Origin of the sequence: Shinella sp. JR1-6 (assembly GCF_004284735.1) — a bacterium.
Taxonomy (GTDB): Bacteria; Pseudomonadota; Alphaproteobacteria; order Rhizobiales; family Rhizobiaceae; genus Shinella.
Genome location: NZ_SHMI01000011.1, coordinates 151252 through 168973 on the forward strand (window position 1 = coordinate 151252; position 17722 = coordinate 168973).

A 17722-nucleotide genomic window follows, 5' to 3' on the forward strand; every position below is an offset into this window, starting at 1 on the left:
TGAGGTTAATTAACACGTTAATCAAGGGGTAATTTCTGTCAAGAGTGCCCCGGTTTTCGGCCGCGTCCCTTTGGTCGCTTCCGCTTGAAGGAGCCTGGATCGGAGAAGTAGAACGGATTCCAACGGTTCATTATACAAACCATAGCTTCAAATATAGACTTGCAAACGATCAAACTTCCTGCCAGATTAATTCGCATGTTAAGTATCTGTCGTGACACCGCGCGACAGCGCCTGAGGGGAGCCGGGCTTGACGGGGAGAGAACGGGTATGAGTGCCACAGCCAGCATGGGTCGGGAAGCCATGTCCGTGAAGGACGTGGGGAGGGGGCTGACGCGGATAGCGGGCGCCGGGTATCTTCTCGTGCAGGGGCGCCGGGCGCCGGGCCACGCATCGGTTGGTTCCAATGCATTCTATCAGGTCGGCCGGAAGGTCGGTTCCGCCATTCAATCGAGGAGGAATGGTCGATGAGCGCCAGCGCCCGTCTGCCCCATATTCTGGTGATCGGCACCGGAGACACCAAGAGCGAGGAACTGCTGTTTATGGCCGAGGTCATCGGCAAGGCCGGTGGCGTTCCCGTTCTGGTCGATGTCAGCGTGCTCGGCGACCCGCCCTATGTGCCGGGCCATTCCAAGCATGACATCGCCGCCGCCGCCGGCACCACCATGGAGGCGATCACTGGCAGCGGCGACGAGAACACCGCTATGGCGCTGATGGCCAGGGGCGCGGCGGCGCTGGTGCGCCGGCTCTCTGATGCAGGAGCGGTGGACGGCATGATCGCGCTTGGTGGCTCGCTCGGCACCGACCTTGCGCTCGATGTCGCAGCCGTGCTGCCGCTCGGCGTGCCGAAGTTCATCGTCTCCACCATCGCCTATTCCCATCTCCTGCCGCCGGAGCGCATCGCGCCCGACCTGATGATGATCCTGTGGGCGGGTGGGCTCTATGGTCTCAATCCGATCTGCCGGGCGGTGCTGTCGCAGGCGTCGGGCGCGGTCGTCGGCGCTGCCAAGGCTGGTGAGCGGCCCGGCCGCCAGCGCCCGCTGGTCGGCATGACCTCGCTCGGCTCCTCCTGCCTCAGCTATATGAAGGTGTTAAAGCCGGAGCTGGAGCGGCGCGGCTACGACGTTGCCGTCTTCCATTCCACAGGCATGGGCGGGCGTGCCTATGAGGCGGTCGCGGCGCAGCGGGGCTTTGCCGCCGTCTTCGATTTTTGCGTCCAGGAAGTGACCAATGCGCAGAACGGCTCGGTCGCCGTCTCCGGGCCGGACCGTATGGAAAATGCAGGCCGCGCCGGCATTCCGCAGATTGTCGCGCCCGGCGCGGTCGATATGGTGGATATGCCCGCCTGGCAGGAGACGCCGGATCGTTTCGCCGGCCGGCCATATCATGCACACAATCGGTTGATCGCCTCCGTCACCGTCTCGCCCGATGAGCGCCGCGCAGTTGCCCGCGTGGTCGCCGCCAAGCTGGGAGGCGCGAGTGCGCCGGTCGCCTTCCTGCTGCCGACGCAAGGCATCCAGGAATGGGACCGGGAGGGCGAGCCGCTGCATGAACCGGATGCGCTGGATGCCTTCCTCGACGAGATGCGCCGTGCCATGCCGGCCTCGGTCGCCTTCGAAGAGGTCGATGCGCACATCAATGCTCCTGACTTCGCCGTAAGGGCGCTGGAAGTTTTCGACCGCTGGGTCGCCGAAGGCATCGTCGAGAAGGGGCAGGCGGCATGACGGAAGCGCAGCGGGCATTGATCCTCGATTTCGGCGGTGTCGTCACCCGCACGCTGTTCGAAACGCACGACGTTACCGAGCGGACGCTCGGCCTTCCGGCCGGCACGCTGACCTGGCGCGGTCCGTTCGACCCCGCTACCGACCCTCTGTGGGTATCGCTGCAGGCGCGAGAAATCACCGAGCGCGACTATTGGATGACGCGCACGCAGGAGGTCGGCGCGCTGCTCGGCGAGGACTGGACGGACATGAAGACCTTCGTGCAGCGGGCGCGCGGGGCGGATCCCGAGCTTGTCCTGCGCCCCGAGGCGCACGATGCGATCCTGAAAGCCAAGGCGGCCGGGCTGAAGCTCGCCATCCTCTCCAACGAACTCGACCTTTTCTACGGCGAAAGCTTTCGCAAGCGCTTTCCGCTGATCGACCTTTTCGATGTCATCGTCGATGCGACATACACGAAGATCCTGAAGCCCGATCCACGCGCCTACGAACAGGTGCTGGCGGAACTGGGGCTTGCCCGCGCCGACTGTGTCTTCGTCGATGACCAGAAGAAGAACATAGAGGGTGCGGTGGCCATCGGCCTTCCCCATGTGCATTTCGACGTGACCCGGCCTGCCGAAAGCTACGCGCAGGCGCTGAACATGCTTGGACTTTGAAAGGATATCCCATGCGCGATTCCAACTTCCTGATCGAGAACAACGCCCGCCATCTCTGGCACCCCATGGCGCATCCGGCCGAAATGCAGGCCAAGCCCCCGCGCATCATCAATGCAGGCGAGGGCGTTTCGGTGGTGGATATCCACGGCAAGACGGTGCTGGATGCCGTCGGTGGCCTGTGGAACGTCAACCTCGGCTATTCCTGCGAGCCGGTGAAGAAGGCGATCCGCGACCAGCTCGACGAACTGCCCTATTATTCCACCTTCCGCGGCACCACCAATTCGCCGCTGATAGAGCTGTCCTATGAGCTGGCGGCGTTTTTCAAGGAGGACGGCCTTACCCGCGCCTTTTTCACCTCGGGTGGCTCGGATTCCGTCGAGACGGCACTCAGGCTCGCGCGCCAGTTCCACAAGATCAACGGTCAGCCGGAACGCACCAAGTTCGTGGCGCTGAAGAAGGGCTATCACGGTACGCATTTCGGCGGCGCTTCGGTCAACGGCAACGCCAATTTCCGCCGCAACTACGAGCCGCTGCTGCCCGGCGTCTTCCATCTTGCCGCGCCCTATCCCTATCGCAACCCCTTCAACACCAGCGACCCGGCTGAAATCGCCCAGGCGATCGCCCGCCAGTTCGAGGACGAGATTGCCTTCCAGGGCGCCGACACCATCGCCGCCTTCATCATGGAGCCGGTGCTCGGCGCCGGCGGTGTCATCGTGCCGCACGAGACTTTCATGCCGCTGATGCGCGCCATCTGCGACAGGCACGGCATTCTCCTCATCGCTGACGAGGTCATTACCGCCTTCGGCCGCACCGGCGCCTGGACCGGCTCGCGCGGCTGGGGCGTCAAGCCCGACATGATGACCACCGCCAAGGCGATCACCAACGGCTACTTCCCCTTCGGTGCGGTGATGATCGCCGACAAGGTTGCCAATGCCTTCGAAGCCAACAAGGACTCCTTCGGCGCCATCGGTCACGGCTATACCTATTCCGGCCATCCGGTCGGCGCGGCGGCGGCACTGGCGACGCTGAAGGAAACCGCCCGCGTCGACACCGCCGCCAATGCGGCCGCACGCGGTGTCGAGCTGATCGCCGGTCTTGAGGGGCTGAAGGCCAAACACGAACTGGTCGGCGATGTGCGCGGCAAGGGGCTGATGGCGGCGCTGGAGCTCGTCTCCGACCGCCAGAAGAAGAGTGCAGCCGCCAAGGATGTGGTGCAGAAGGTCTACGATGTTGCCTATGATGAGGGCGTGATGGTCCGCACGTCGGGCAGCAATGTCATCATCTCGCCGCCGCTCGTCATCACGGCCGCTGATGTAGAGAAGATCGTCTCGGCGCTGGATGCCGGCCTCAGTGCGGCGGAAGGGCGCTAGAATGACCGGCGCACAAGCCCTGCGCGCCCGCCGCGAGCAGCTGCTCGGCCGCAACATGTCGCTCTTCTACGACGACCCGGTGCATCTGGTCAGAGGCGAGGGCGTCTTTCTGTGGGATGCGGACGGGCGCAAATATCTCGATTGCTACAACAACGTGCCGCATGTCGGCCATTGCCATCCGCGGGTGGTCGAGGCGATCTGCCGGCAGGCCTCGACGCTCAATACCCACACACGCTACCTGCATGAAGGGATTCTTGACTATGTCGAGCGGCTGACGGCGACCTTCGACAGAAGCCTCGACACGGCCATCCTTACCTGTACCGGCAGCGAGGCCAACGACGTGGCCTTGCGCATGGCGCAGGCGGTGACCGGCAGGACGGGCGTCATCGCCACCGATTTCACCTATCATGGCAACACGACGGCGGTCTCGCAGCTGTCGACGCGCATGCCGCCGGTCGGCGGCTACGGTGGCCACGTCCGCCATGTGCCGGCGCCGGATGCCTATCGTCCGCTCGGCGGGGAGGGCGGCAAGGCCTTTGCCGAGGCCTGGGCCGCTGCGGTGGAGGCGGCAATCGCCTCGCTGCAGGAAAGTCCCTTCGGCTTTTCCGCGCTGATCATCGATCCGTTCTTCGCCAATGAGGGTTTTCCGGACTTGCCGGAAGACTTCCTGGCGCCCGCCGTCGCGGCGGCAAGGAAGGCCGGGGGCCTTGTCATCTGCGACGAGGTGCAGCCCGGTTTCGGCCGCACCGGCACCCACCTTTGGGGGCACCAGAAGGCCGGCATCCTCCCTGATATCGTCACCCTCGGCAAGCCGATGGGCAATGGCCATCCGGTCGGTGGTGTCGTCGCCGCATCCGAAACGCTGAATGCGTTTCGAAAGGCGTTTCGTTACTTCAACACCTTTGGAGGCAATCCGGTCTCCTGCGCTGCGGCGATGGCCGTGCTCGACGTGCTGGAGGAGGAGAAGCTGCAGGAGAACGCGCTTCATGTCGGCGCCTATGCCTGTGCGGGGTTGCAGAAGCTGGCGGACAAACACCCGCTGATCGGCAATGTGCGCGGCAGCGGCCTGTTCTTCGGGGCCGAACTGGTGCTTGACCGGCAGGAAAAGACGCCCGCCTCGGACATCGCCACGCGGGTCGTCAACGGCATGCGCGAGCGTGGTGTGCTGATGGGCAAGCTCGGCATCCACCAGAACGCCACAAAGATCCGCCCGCCCATGCCCTTCTCCCGGGAGAATGCCGATTTGATGCTGGCGGCGCTCGACGACGTGCTGGGTGGGCTGTGACGCGATGGACGACATGATCGCAACCCTGACGGCACGGGCGGCGAGCGCCATTGCGCATTGGAACCTGCCGGACCAGGTGCCTGAATTGTTGAAATACCGCGAGAACGCGGTCTTCAAGGTCCGCCTGAGGGATGGCCGTCCGGCGGCCTTGCGGCTGCACCGCCCTGCTTATCATTCGCCCGTGGCGCTTGCCTCCGAACTCGCCTTCATGGCGGTGCTGCGTGAGAGAGGCATCGCCGTGCCGCTGCCGATCGCCGCGGCGGATGGCAGCCTGCTCGCCGTCCTGCCTTCTCCGGAGAGCTCTGCTCCGCACTATGCCGATCTGATTGGCTGGATGGAGGGCGAGCCGCTCGGCGATACCGGAGCTCCGCTTCCGCGTACCGGCCGCGACCTGCCGGTGCTCTTTCGCGTCATCGGGCAGGAAATGGCGCGCCTTCATGACGTAGCCGATGGTTTCGTGCGGGCGGCGGGATTTGAGCGCCCGGCCTGGGATGTCGAAGGGTTGCTGGGGGAATCGCCCTTCTGGGGCCGGTTCTGGGATTGCCCGCTGCTTGCGCCGACGCAGCGGGATGACCTTGCGCGCCTGCGGGACCGTCTGCTGCCGCGGCTTTCGGCGCTGGCGCCAGGTCTGGACTACGGCCTGATCCATGCCGACCTCGTGCGCGAAAACGTCCTCGTGGCGGATGGCGCAGTCGCCTTCATCGACTTCGACGACTGCGGCTTCGGTTTCCGGCTGTTCGATCTGGCAACCGCGCTGCTGCGCAACCGGCACGAGCCGGACTACCCGCAGCTGCGCGGGGCCTTGCTGGAAGGCTACACTGCCGTCCGGCCGCAGGCGGAACCGGATTTCCAGCACCTGCCGCTGTTCCTGCTGCTGCGCGCGCTCACCTATATCGGCTGGGCGGCCGCGCGACCGGAGCTTCCCGACAATCCCGCCCGTTTGCGGCGGTATCTCGGCGACATCGAAACGCTCGCGAACGATCTTCGCGTTTGAAGAGCGCGTGCCCTCGCCGATCGATGCGATCAGCGGGATTGCCGTGAATGGAAACGTCGCTGGCTTCAGTCGGCCTGCGGATTCGTGCGACAGCAAAAGCGTTGCTCCAACGTCCAGCCTCCTGTCCTTCTGGCACCACGAGCACCCGCGAGGTGAAATATGCGTGGGGGCGAATTCGGAATGGCCACCCTGCCTGGCGGATGTTTGCCGGGGTGCAGCTGCGACGTGCTCCTCCAAGACAGGCCAGAAACCCTGTTTCCCCGCGAATAGTTTTTCCTCTGAAATGATAAATGTCTAATATTTGCCTTGGATCGTGACATTTAATTCTGTATTTTTCATTCATTTTATAAGAAATTTTTTGAATCGTTATATCTGTGCGAATATATCGACAATTGATATTGCGCAAAAGTATTCTTGAGTAAAATAGAAATATTTATTTCACTTTATTTTCAGGGGGGCAATGCTAGTATTGCGGCACTGAATGGTATCGGAGGACATGTTCCTTGTCTGAGGTCGCCCCGGAACAACTGACGCCGCAACAACCCGTATCTCGACGGCGACGGGAGCTTGTTACGTTCTTTGTCCTTGCTTTCGGCATCTGGCCGATCGTCGCTGTCGGTGTGGTCGGCGGTTATGGTTTCCTCGTCTGGATGTTTCAGATCCTCTACGGCCCGCCGGGTCCGCCCGGTCATTGAGGGACGGTCATGACGCAGCAAGTCCTTTCCAGGCGGATGTTTCTGAGCGGTGGCAGGCGCGCCGCGGTCGCCGGTATTCGCCCGCCCGGGATTGCGGAAGGCGGGCTTGCAGCCTGCACGGGCTGCGGGCAATGCGTCGAACACTGTCCGACCGGCATTGTCGGTCTTGTCGATGGGGTGCCTCTTCTCGATTTTTCCGTGGCGGAATGCACTTTCTGCGGCGCCTGCGCGCAAAGCTGTCCCGAGCCGGTGTTCACCGATGGGCTTGCCGCCCGCTTCGATCATGCCGTTGCCATCGGGCCTTCCTGCCTGCCGTTCCAGGGGGTTGATTGCCAGGCCTGCCGTGACGCCTGTCCCACCGGCGCCATTCGCTTTCGGCCGGTGCGTGGCGGGCCGTTCGTGCCGGAGCTGACGGCCGAGTCCTGCACGGGCTGTGGCGCCTGCATTTCCGTCTGTCCCGTCGGCGCGGTTGCGACCGCGCCGCGAGGCGCGGAGGCCGCCCATGTCTGAACAGCGGCGCCATCATATCTCCAGCGCTGTGGTCGCCACGAAGCTGGGCGCGCTTGACAGCGTGTTGGCGACACTTGCGACCATCGACAATGTCGAGGTGCACGGTGCGGACAAAGGCAAGATCGTCGTCGTCATAGAGGGGCCGAACACCGGTGTGCTCGGGGATACGCTGATGCGCATCTCCGTCCTCGACGGCGTGATCGCGGCGAACATGGTTTTCGAGCATGTCGAATTGGAAGAGGACGAGGTGCATGGGCAGCGAACTGACGCGGCGTGACATCCTGAAGGCCCAGGCGGCGGGCGTTGCGGCGGCGGCGGCAGGCATCGCGCTGCCTGCTGCCGCCCAGCCGGTTCCGGGCGGGGTGAGCGCGCTGGAGATCAAATGGGACAAGGCGCCCTGCCGCTTCTGCGGCACCGGCTGCGGCGTCATGGTGGGCGTCAAGGAGGGCAAGGTCGTCGCCACGCACGGCGACATGCAGGCTGAGGTCAATCGCGGTCTCAACTGCATCAAGGGCTATTTCCTGTCGAAGATCATGTACGGTACGGACCGCCTGACAGCGCCGCTTCTGCGCAAGCGAAACGGCGTCTATGCCAAGGACGGCGAGTTCGAGCCGGTGACCTGGGAAGAGGCCTTCGACGTGATGGCCGACCAGGCCAAGAAGGTGCTGAAGGAAAAGGGGCCAACCGCTGTCGGCATGTTCGGTTCCGGTCAGTGGACGATCTTCGAGGGCTATGCCGCGACCAAGCTGATGCGCGCCGGCTTCCGCTCGAACAATCTCGACCCGAACGCCCGCCACTGCATGGCCTCTGCCGCCGTCGCCTTCATGCGCACCTTCGGCATGGACGAGCCGATGGGCTGCTACGACGACTTCGAGCATGCCGATGCCTTTGTGCTCTGGGGCTCGAATATGGCGGAGATGCACCCGATCCTGTGGACGCGCATCGCCGACCGGCGGCTTGGCAACGAGCATGTGCGCGTGGCCGTTTTGTCCACCTTCACCCATCGCAGCATGGACCTTGCCGACATCCCGATGGTCTTCAAGCCGGGCACGGACCTGGTGATCCTCAACTATATCGCCAACCACATCATCCAGTCCGGCCGGGTGAACGAGGATTTCGTACGCAACCACACGAAGTTCGTGCGCGGCGTCACCGATATCGGCTATGGCCTCAGGCCGGACGACCCGGTGGAGGTCAAGGCGGCCAATTCCGCCGATCCGGGCAAGACGGAACCGATGGACTACGAAGCCTTCAAGGCCTTCGTTGCCGAATATACGCTGGAAAAGGCGGTCGAGATGACCGGCGTCGAGGCCGGCTTCCTCAAGCAACTCGCCGAGCTCTATGCCGACCCGGACCGCAAGGTCATGTCGCTCTGGACCATGGGCTTCAACCAGCATGTGCGCGGTGTCTGGGCGAACCAGATGGTCTATAACCTCCATCTTCTGACGGGCAAGATCTCCGAGCCCGGCAACAGCCCGTTCTCGCTGACCGGCCAGCCGTCGGCCTGCGGCACGGCGCGCGAGGTCGGAACCTTCGCCCACCGCCTGCCGGCCGACATGGTGGTGACGAACCCGGAACACCGCAAACATGCGGAAGAAATCTGGCGCGTGCCGCACGGGCTCATCCCGGAAAAGCCCGGCTACCACGCCGTCCAGCAGGACCGCATGCTTCGCGACGGCAAGCTCAATTTCTACTGGGTGCAGGTCAACAACAACGTCCAGGCCGGTCCGAACACCTCGAACGAGACCTACAAGGGCTATCGCAACCCGGAGAACTTCATTGTCGTGTCGGATGCCTATCCGACGATCACGGCGATGAGCGCGGACCTCATCCTCCCAGCCGCCATGTGGGTGGAGAAGGAGGGCGCCTACGGGAATGCCGAGCGACGAACCCATGTCTGGCATCAGCTTGTGCAAGCGCCGGGTGAGGCGCGGTCCGATCTCTGGCAGATGGTCGAGTTCTCCAAGCGCTTCACCACGGACGAGGTCTGGCCAGCGGAGATCCTGGCGGCCAACCCCGCCTACAAGGGCAAGACGCTCTACCAGGTGCTGTTTGCCGAGAGCGATGTGGCGAAGTTTCCCGTCAGCGAGATCAGTCCCGACCACGCCAACAACGAGGCGCAGCAGTTCGGCTTCTACCTGCAGAAGGGGCTGTTCGAGGAGTATGCCGCCTTCGGCCGCGGCCATGGCCACGATCTTGCGCCTTACGACACCTATCACGAGGTGCGCGGCCTGCGCTGGCCGGTGGTCGACGGCAAGGAGACGCTGTGGCGTTACCGTGAGGGTTACGATCCCTATGTGAAGGCCGGCGAAGGGGTGAAATTCTACGGCAACAAGGACGGCAAGGCGGCGATTATCGCCGTGCCCTACGAGCCGCCGGCCGAATCCCCCGACAACGAGTACGACACCTGGCTCGTCACCGGCCGCGTGCTGGAGCACTGGCACTCCGGCTCGATGACCATGCGCGTGCCAGAGCTCTACAAGGCCTTCCCCGGCGCGCGCTGCTTCATGAATGCCGACGATGCGCGCAAGCGCGGCCTCAACCAGGGATCGGAAATCCGCATCATCTCCCGGCGCGGCGAGATCCGCTCGCGCGTCGAGACGCGCGGGCGCAACCGCATGCCGCCGGGCGTGATCTTCGTGCCGTGGTTCGATGCCAGCCAGCTCATCAACAAGGTTACGCTCGACGCCACCGACCCCATCTCGAAACAGACGGATTTCAAGAAATGCGCAGTCAAGATCGAACCCGTCGCCTGACCCCGAGCCCCGGATGGATTTTCGCCGCGATCGGCGTTGCGGTGCTTGCCACCGGGGCCATGGCGCAGATGGTGCCGCAGCTTTCCGGCCCGCAGGGGGACGCGATGCAGACCCTGCCGGCCGATCCCCTGCCGAAATGGATCGTCGACGATATCAGGCGCATGCGCGCCTACCCGGAACAGCCGCCGGTCATCCCGCACTCGATCGACGGCTACCAGTTGTCGGTCAATGCCAACCGCTGTCTTTCCTGCCACAAGCGTGAATTCTCGCAGGATGCCGGCGCGCCCATGATCAGCATCACCCACTACATGACGCGCGAGGGCCAGATGCTCGCGGACGTCTCGCCGCGGCGCTACTTCTGCACCGCCTGCCATGTGCCGCAGGCCGACAGGAAGCCGCTCGTCGAGAACACGTTCAAGGACATGAGCGAGATGGGTGTCACAAAGGCGGGAAGCGAGTGATGGTGGCGCGCATCAAGGCACTGATCGCTTGGGTCTGGACCATGCTGACCACGCCCGCGGCAACGCTCAGCCTCGCCTTCCTGACGCTTGGCGGCTTTGTCGGCGGGGTCATGTTCTGGGGTGCCTTCAACACGGCGCTGGAGCTGACGAACACGGAGACATTCTGCACCTCGTGCCATGAGATGCGGGACAACGTCTATCAGGAACTAACCAATACGGTGCATTTCACCAACCGCTCCGGCGTGCGTGCCTCCTGTCCGGATTGCCATGTGCCGCATGAGTGGACCGACAAGATCGCCCGCAAGATGCAGGCATCGAAGGAGGTCTGGGGCAAGATCTTCGGCACGATCAACACGCGCGAGAAATTCCTCGACAAGCGGCTGGAGCTTGCCCAGCACGAATGGGCGCGGCTGAAGGCGAATGACAGTCTGGAATGCCGCAACTGCCATTCGTCCGTGGCGATGGATTTCACCAAGCAGACCCAGCGTGCGGCGGACATCCATGCCAAGTTCCTCCTGCCCGGCAAGGCGACCTGCATCGACTGCCACAAGGGTATCGCTCACGAACTGCCCAACATGGAAGGCGTCGATCCCGGCTGGAAGATGCCGCGCGAGCTGGAGGGCAAGGAGCGTCCCACGGCATCCAACGGCGCGATCGAGGACTTGCGCAAGGCGGTGGCAAGCGCGCATGGGGCAATGACGTTCTAATGGCGGGACTTGAGCGCTACGGCTGCTTCCGCGCCAGCGTGTCCGTCAGGCGGTTGCGGCCGACGCGGATAACCGTTTCCATGGCACGCCGGGCGCCGTCTTCGTCGCGCCGGCGAATTTCCTCGACGATACGCATATGGCTCGCGGCGACGTCGCCGATCTTGATCTGGTCGGCGGCGGGCGAAGAGAGCTTGAAGATGCCGGCCAGCGCTGCCTCGATGAGGCTGCCCACCGTACGCATGAAAGGATTGCGCGCGGCGTCGATCACGCTGAGGTGGAAACGAAGATCGGCGAGCGCCAGGGTTTCCGGTGTGTGGGCCGGATCGCCCATGGCGACGGCAAGCAGCATCATCTGGTTGATGTCGGTCTCGCTCGCGTGGCGGGCGGCGAGGGCGGCGGCCTGTGGCTCGAAACCGAGGCGGATCTCGCTGAGGTGAACGAGGAACTGCTCGTCCACACCGACGGCGAAGTGCCAGGTAAGAATGTCGCTGTCGAAGAGGTTCCACTGGGTCTTTGCCGTGACGCGCGTGCCGATGCGGGCGCGGGGAACGACGAGCCCCTTGGCTGCCAGCGTCTTCATCGCTTCGCGAAGCACCGTGCGCGAGACGCCGAAGCGGGCCTCGAGTTCCGCGTCGCCCGGCAGCGTGGCGCCAACCGCAAATTCGCCGGCGACGATCGCCCTGCCGAGTTCGCCCACGACCTGCGAGTGGCTGGTGCTGGCCACGGGTCCGTTCATCATCGTTTCGAGCAGGCCCTTCTTGCGCACCGGTTCGTCCCCGCCTAGCCGTCGGGGTTTCGGATACGGGCGAAGGCGGCAGGATGCGTTTCAGGCATGTTGCCTCCGCCGATCCGCCACGAGGATCAGGCCCTTCTGGAGCAGGATGAAGGCGAACAGCAACAGGCCGATCAGGATCTTCGTCCACCAGCTCGACAGCGATCCATCGAAGGTAATGTAGGTTTGGATGAGGCCCTGAATGAGGATGCCGACCAATGTGCCGGCGACGAAGCCGGAGCCGCCGGTCAGCAGTGTGCCGCCGATCACGACCGCGGCGATCGCGTCGAGCTCCACGCCGACGGTGGCAAGCGAATAACCGGCAGAGGTGTAGAGCGAGAAGACGATGCCGGAAAGCCCTGCAAGAAAACCGGAAAGGGCATAGATCATCACCGTCGTGCGCCCGATCGGCACGCCCATCAGCCGTGCCGTCGCCGTGCCGCCGCCGAGCGCGTAGATGTTGGCGCCGAAGCGGGTGCGGTGGGCGATCAGAATGCCGGCAGCGAAGACGAGGAGCATCAGCCCGCCGATGAGGGTGATGCGCCCGCCACCGGGCAGCTTGTAGTAGACGCTCTTCAGGGTAGCGTAGAAGGGGTGCTTGATCGGGATGGAATCGATCGACAGCACGAAGGCCATGCCGCGCGCCAGGAACATGCCGGCGAGCGTGACGATGAAGGGCGGCATTTCGAGGTGATGGATGATCGCACCCATCAAAGCGCCAAAGGCGGTGGTGACGAGAAGCGCCAGCACGAAGGCGGCAAGCGGATGGATCGCCGTCGATTGCAACAGCACGGCGAGAAGCACGCCCGTGAAGGCGATGATCGCACCGATCGATAGATCGATGCCGCCCGACAGGATCACGAAGGTCATTCCGACCGCCGCGATTCCGAGGAAGGCATTGTCGGTCAGGAGGTTGCCGATCACCCGCGTCGACAGCATGTTGGGGTACTGCGCGAAGCAGACGGCATAGGCGATGAGGAAGATCGCAATCGTAGCGGTGAGGGGAAGATAACGCGGGTTCATTTCGTCTCCTCGCCGGTCTTGCTTGCCGCCGCCTGCGCGCGGGAGAGGAAGACGAAGGCCGACTGTGCGCGCGGCGACTGGATGACGAGGATCAGAACGATGATCGCCGCTTTGATGATCAGGTTGAACTCGGGCGGGAAGCCGGACAAGAGGATGCCGGTGTTGATCGACTGGATGATGAGGGCGCCGAGCAGCGAGGCGGCGATGGAGAAGCGCCCGCCGAGCAGCGAGGTGCCGCCGACGACGACCGCGAGGATCGCGTCGAGCTCCAGCCAGAGGCCGGCATTGTTGGCATCCGCGCCACGGATATCGGCGGCGGCGATGATGCCGGCGAGGGCGGCGCAGAGGCCCGAGAGCACATAGGCGGCGATCAGCAGCACGCCGGTGGAGACGCCCGAGAGCGTGGAGGCGCGCCGGTTGACGCCGAGCGCCTCGATGAGCATGCCGAGCGCCGTGCGGCGCACGAGCATGGCCACGGCAAGGCCGAAGACGAGCCAGATGACGATCGGCATGGGCAGGCCGAGAAACGAGCCGCTGCCGATGAAGATGAGACCGGCATCGTTGAAGGTGAGGATCGCCCCTTCGGTGATGAGCTGGGCGATGCCGCGTCCGGCGACCATCAGCACCAGGGTCGCGATGATCGGCTGAATATCGAGCACGGCAACGAGGACGCCGTTCCACAGGCCGCAGAGAAGTCCTGTGCCGATGGTGATGGTGAGCGTCGCCACCAGCCCGTAACCTTCCGTGATGCAGGCGGCGGCCACTGCCCCACAGATCGCCATGATGGCGCCGACCGACAGGTCGATGCCCTTGGTGGCGATGACGATAGTCATGCCGATCGCCAGCAGCGCCACCGGCGCGCCGCGGTTGAGGATGTCGATGACGCTGCCATAGAGACGGCCGTTCTGCATTTCGAGGCGAAAGAAGTCCGGAAAGGCGATCGACACCATCAGGAGGATGATGGCGAGCGCCGCGATCTGCGGAAAGAGCCTGATGGCGTAGGTTTTCACGGTCGTGTTCATGCGTCGATCCTCCCGGTGGAGGTAGCGATCGCCTCGACGATGCCGTCCGTGGTGACCGCGCTGCCGGTGAGTTCGGCGACATGCGCCCGGTCGCGCAGCACGATGACGCGGCTGGAATAGGCGACCAGCTCTTCGAGTTCGGAGGAGATGACGATCAGCGACATGCCTTTCTCGCAGAGGGATTCGATGAGCCGGATGATCTCCGTATGCGCGCCGACATCGATGCCGCGCGTCGGCTCGTCGAGGATGAGGAAGTCCGGGTTGGTGGCGAGCCAGCGGGCGAGGATCGCCTTCTGCTGGTTGCCGCCGGAAAGCAGCTTGATCGGCTTCTCCCGATCGCTCGTGCGGATGTCGAGCGCCTTGATGTAGTGGTCCGCCAGCCGGTCCTGTTCGCCACGGCTGATCGGCCGCGCCCAGCCGCGGCGGGCCTGGAGGGCGAGTGCGATGTTTTCGCGCACGGAGAGGTCGCCGATGATGCCGTCGATCTTGCGGTCTTCCGGGCAGAAGCCGAATTTCTCGCGGATGGCGGCGCGGGGGGATGAGAGGTCGAGTGCCCGGCCGTCGCCCTCCGCCGTGCCGCTGTCGGCGCGCTCGGCGCCGAAGAGGATCTCGGCGGTTTCCGTGCGGCCGGAGCCGAGCAGGCCGGCAATGCCGACGACCTCGCCGGCGCCGACATCGAGGTCGAACGGCTGGATATGGCCCTTGCGGCCGAAATTGCGGAAGCGGAAGCGGACCGCGCGGGCCTCGGCCTTTGCGCCATGTTCAGCCGAAACTTCCTGCACCAGTTCGCGGCCGAGCATCATGGCGATCAGGTCGCGGCGCGGCAGGTCTGCCGTCTCGCGTGTGCCGACGCGTTGGCCGTTGCGCAGCACGGTGATGCGGTCGGAAATCTCGTAGACCTGCTCGAGGAAGTGGGTGATGAAGACGATGCCGAGGCCGCGGGCCTTCAACCGACGCACAATGCCAAACAGCATCGCCACTTCGTGCGTGTCGAGGCTGGCGGTTGGCTCGTCGAGGATCAGCACCTTGCCCGACAGGTCGACCGCGCGGGCGATGGCGACGACCTGCTGTACCGCGACGGAATAGGCAGCGAGCTCGGCGGTGACGTCGATGTCAAGATCGTATTCGGCAAGCAGCGCTCTCGCCCGGTGGTTCATCTCGCGGGTGTCGATAAGACGGAAACGTCTTGGCTGACGACCGAGGAAAAGGTTCTCGGCGACTGTCAGGTTCGAAAGCAGGTTCACTTCCTGGTAGACGGTGCCGATGCCGAGGTTCTGGGCCTCCAGCGTGCTTTGCGGATCGACGTCGGCGCCATCGACGAGGATGTGTCCGCCATCCCGGCGATAGGCGCCGGTGAGGCACTTGACGAGCGTCGACTTGCCGGCACCGTTTTCGCCGAGCAGCGCATGCACCTCGCCGCGCCGCAGAGAGAAATCGACGCGGCTCAGTGCCTTGGCGCCTGGGAAGATCTTGTCGATCCCCGTCGCCGAGAGAATGTAGGAACTGGCAGGCTGCATGATCCCGACCCGGATGTGGATGGCCGCCCGCCGCCTCCAGGAGAGGCAGCGGGCCTGGCAGTGCGCCGCGCCGGCCGGTGGCCGGATGCGGGGCTCCAGAGAGATCAGTAGCCGAGGCCCTTCTTCTCCTCGTAGACCTTCGCCGGATCATCAGCCTGCGTATAGAGCTTCGATTCCGTCTGGATCCACTTCGGCGGTGCCTTGCCGTCCTTGCGGAAGGCATCAAGCGCGTCGAAGGCGGGGCCTGCCATGTTCGGCGTCAGCTCGACCGTGGCATTGGCTTCGCCGGCGGCCATCGCCTGGAAGATGTCGGGTACGGCGTCGATCGAGACGACGAGGATGTCCGTGCCCGGCTTCAGGCCGGCTTCCTTGATCGCCTGGATCGCGCCGACGGCCATGTCGTCGTTGTGGGCGTAGAGCGCGCAGATGTTCTTGCCGCCGTCTTCCGCCTTCAGGAAGCTTTCCATGACTTCCTTGCCCTTGGTGCGGGTGAAGTCGCCGGTCTGACTGCGAATGATCTTCAGGTTGTCCTTGCCGGCCAGCGCCTCCTCAAAGCCCTTCTTGCGGTCGATGGCCGGCGAGGAACCGGTCGTGCCCTGGAGTTCGACGACATTGCACGGCTTGCCGGCGACGGTGTCGACCAGCCATTTGCCGGCGACATTGCCCTCGTGCACGAGGTCGGAGGTGACGGCTGTCAGGTACAGGTCCTCAGAGGCATCGACCGTGCGATCGAGCAGGATGACCGGGATTTCCGCATCCTTGGCTTCCTGCAGCACCTCGTCCCAGCCGGTTGCCACGACCGGGGCGACGAGAATGGCATCGACACCCTGCGCAATGAAGGAGCGCAGCGCCTTGATCTGGTTTTCCTGCTTCTGCTGCGCATCGGCGAATTTCAGGTCGATGCCGCGCTGCTCGGCCTGCTGCTTGGTGAGCGTCGTCTCGGCGGCGCGCCAGCCGGACTCGGACCCGATCTGCGAAAAGCCCACGGTCAGCTCGGCGGCGGATGCGGCGCTGAACATCGAGGCAGCAAGGATCGTGGCACTCGCGAGTGCGATTTTGAATTTCATGATGTCCTCCCAAAGAAAGCTGCTCCTCAGCAGCGCGGGTAAAACATCATATTGTATTACTATTGTAAACCATCAAATTTGCGGGGCCGCGATTTTCCTTGCCCGGAAGGGCCAGTGGGTGGCAACCGCGGGGTGGCTTTGGTGAGGTGTTTCAAGGCGTTGCCGGCTGGTGCGAGAAATCGCCGGCCCAGCCGTAAAATCGCTGCGCGTATGGGGATCGAACGTCGAGGCCGCTTGTGGATCCGTCTTGTCGAGCAAGAGGGAGGGGAGGGCAGGGCTGCGGATTGGCGATAGCCGTGCCGTGGAGGTCCGATCCGCAATTGGAACCTGCTGTCGGCGTTGCGCGTGCCGCAAGAAAAATTCGACGCGGATTTGCCTCGCATGGGCGCAGCGGCAAGGGAGGCGCCGCCGTCAGGGTAGGGCGAAACACCGAGGCCGCTAAGGTGGTGCGGCTCCTACCGGCTGGAGCCTTCCAGCGTTTCGCTGACGCGCTCCCAGGCCTTCTTCAGGTGGCGTCCGAGAACTTCGGACAAGCGGCCGGCATCGCGCGCTTCCAGCGCTGCCACCATTTCCTCGTGTTCGCCAACCGCGGCAGCCCACTTCTCCGGACCTTCATGGCCGACGAAGCGGATGCGCTTTAGCCGGGTCTGCAGCATGCCGTGCACCTCGGCGAGGGCGGCATTGCCGGAAATGGCAACGATGCGCGTGTGGATCGCCTGGTTGAGCTTGTAGTATTCCAGGCGGTCTCCTGCCTTGTAATGCCGGACCATGTCATCGTGCAGACGGCGGATTTCCGCGATCTCCTCGTCGCGCGCGCTCGCGCAGGCAAGCCTGCCGGCCAGTTCCTCCAGCGTGGCTAGGACCGAGAGCATGTCCTTGACGTCCTTCGCCCCGAAACGCTTCACGACCGCGCCGCGGCTGGGAACGAGTTCGACCAGACCTTCGCTCGCAAGATATTTGATGGCCTCGCGCAAGGGCGTCCGCGAGACGCCGAGCATCTGGCCGAGCTGACCTTCGTTGAGGCGCGTTCCGGGAGAGAGGTGCCCTTCGATGATCATGTCGCGCAGACGGCTGACGAGCGTGTCGTGCAGGGCCGTGCGGCGGATCGGTTCCGGCAGGCTGCCTTCCGGTAGCCCCAAGCTTCTGATCTCATCCATGTCTTTGATCTTGCG

The 17722-nt window shown here is 64.1% G+C and carries 17 protein-coding genes; 11 read left to right on the top strand and 6 right to left on the bottom strand.

Annotation, left to right across the window (positions count from 1 at the left end; all coding sequences use genetic code 11):
- Positions 1 to 464 precede the first annotated feature (464 nt).
- From EXZ48_RS19735 to EXZ48_RS19785, 11 genes are all read left to right on the top strand, one after another.
- Positions 465 to 1721 carry a Tm-1-like ATP-binding domain-containing protein gene (locus EXZ48_RS19735; RefSeq protein WP_130517745.1) on the top strand — a complete coding sequence of 419 codons (1257 nt, stop codon included), beginning with the start codon at positions 465 to 467 and terminating at the stop codon, positions 1719 to 1721.
- Entirely contained in the window at positions 1718 to 2371 is a 654-nt protein-coding gene (locus EXZ48_RS19740; protein ID WP_130517747.1) for an HAD family hydrolase, read from the top strand. The genes EXZ48_RS19735 and EXZ48_RS19740 overlap by 4 nt, the downstream gene beginning before the upstream one ends.
- A gap of 11 nt (positions 2372 to 2382) precedes the next feature.
- Positions 2383 to 3741, top strand: coding sequence for an aspartate aminotransferase family protein (locus EXZ48_RS19745; RefSeq protein WP_023512495.1), 1359 nt, complete (start codon positions 2383 to 2385; stop codon positions 3739 to 3741).
- 1 nt (position 3742) lies between these two features.
- Positions 3743 to 5026: an aspartate aminotransferase family protein gene (locus EXZ48_RS19750; RefSeq protein WP_050745633.1), complete on the top strand. Its 1284-nt coding sequence runs from the start codon at positions 3743 to 3745 to the stop codon at positions 5024 to 5026.
- Positions 5027 to 5030: 4 nt separating this feature from the next.
- On the top strand, positions 5031 to 6020 hold the full coding sequence (locus EXZ48_RS19755; RefSeq protein ID WP_130517749.1) for a phosphotransferase enzyme family protein: 990 nt from the start codon (positions 5031 to 5033) through the stop codon (positions 6018 to 6020).
- A 503-nt stretch (positions 6021 to 6523) separates the two neighbouring features.
- Positions 6524 to 6715, top strand: coding sequence for a periplasmic nitrate reductase, NapE protein (gene napE / locus EXZ48_RS19760; protein ID WP_023514115.1), 192 nt, complete (start codon positions 6524 to 6526; stop codon positions 6713 to 6715).
- Positions 6716 to 6724: 9 nt separating this feature from the next.
- Positions 6725 to 7225 (top strand): ferredoxin-type protein NapF, encoded by a 501-nt coding sequence (gene napF / locus EXZ48_RS19765; RefSeq protein ID WP_023514114.1) that lies wholly within the window; start codon positions 6725 to 6727, stop codon positions 7223 to 7225.
- Positions 7218 to 7502: a chaperone NapD gene (locus tag EXZ48_RS19770; protein WP_023514113.1), complete on the top strand. Its 285-nt coding sequence runs from the start codon at positions 7218 to 7220 to the stop codon at positions 7500 to 7502. The genes napF and EXZ48_RS19770 overlap by 8 nt, the downstream gene beginning before the upstream one ends.
- Positions 7477 to 9981, top strand: a complete 2505-nt coding sequence (gene napA / locus EXZ48_RS19775) for a periplasmic nitrate reductase subunit alpha (protein WP_023514112.1) — start codon at positions 7477 to 7479, stop codon at positions 9979 to 9981. The genes EXZ48_RS19770 and napA overlap by 26 nt, the downstream gene beginning before the upstream one ends.
- Positions 9951 to 10442, top strand: a complete 492-nt coding sequence (locus EXZ48_RS19780) for a nitrate reductase cytochrome c-type subunit (RefSeq protein WP_023514111.1) — start codon at positions 9951 to 9953, stop codon at positions 10440 to 10442. The genes napA and EXZ48_RS19780 overlap by 31 nt, the downstream gene beginning before the upstream one ends.
- A 2-nt stretch (positions 10443 to 10444) precedes the next feature.
- Entirely contained in the window at positions 10445 to 11149 is a 705-nt protein-coding gene (locus tag EXZ48_RS19785) for a cytochrome c3 family protein (RefSeq protein WP_278025897.1), read from the top strand.
- Positions 11150 to 11165: 16 nt separating this feature from the next.
- On the opposite strand, the gene EXZ48_RS19790 is transcribed toward EXZ48_RS19785, so the two are convergent.
- The 6 genes from EXZ48_RS19790 to EXZ48_RS19815 all read right to left on the bottom strand — a co-directional run bounded on the left by EXZ48_RS19790 (position 11166) and on the right by EXZ48_RS19815 (position 17707).
- Positions 11166 to 11888, bottom strand: coding sequence for a FadR/GntR family transcriptional regulator (locus EXZ48_RS19790; RefSeq protein WP_037406640.1), 723 nt, complete (start codon positions 11886 to 11888; stop codon positions 11166 to 11168).
- Positions 11889 to 11975: 87 nt separating this feature from the next.
- Positions 11976 to 12944 (bottom strand): galactofuranose ABC transporter, permease protein YjfF, encoded by a 969-nt coding sequence (gene yjfF / locus EXZ48_RS19795; RefSeq protein WP_130517751.1) that lies wholly within the window; start codon positions 12942 to 12944, stop codon positions 11976 to 11978.
- Complete coding sequence (locus tag EXZ48_RS19800) at positions 12941 to 13966, bottom strand: ABC transporter permease (protein WP_130517753.1); 1026 nt, start codon at positions 13964 to 13966, stop codon at positions 12941 to 12943. The genes yjfF and EXZ48_RS19800 overlap by 4 nt, the downstream gene beginning before the upstream one ends.
- Positions 13963 to 15483, bottom strand: coding sequence for a galactofuranose ABC transporter, ATP-binding protein YtfR (ytfR, locus tag EXZ48_RS19805; protein WP_130517755.1), 1521 nt, complete (start codon positions 15481 to 15483; stop codon positions 13963 to 13965). Before ytfR ends, EXZ48_RS19800 begins: the two co-directional genes overlap by 4 nt.
- 104 nt (positions 15484 to 15587) lie before the next feature.
- On the bottom strand, positions 15588 to 16550 hold the full coding sequence (gene ytfQ, locus EXZ48_RS19810; protein WP_050745625.1) for a galactofuranose ABC transporter, galactofuranose-binding protein YtfQ: 963 nt from the start codon (positions 16548 to 16550) through the stop codon (positions 15588 to 15590).
- Positions 16551 to 17005: 455 nt separating this feature from the next.
- Positions 17006 to 17707, bottom strand: a complete 702-nt coding sequence (locus EXZ48_RS19815; protein ID WP_050745624.1) for a GntR family transcriptional regulator — start codon at positions 17705 to 17707, stop codon at positions 17006 to 17008.
- Positions 17708 to 17722 lie beyond the last annotated feature (15 nt).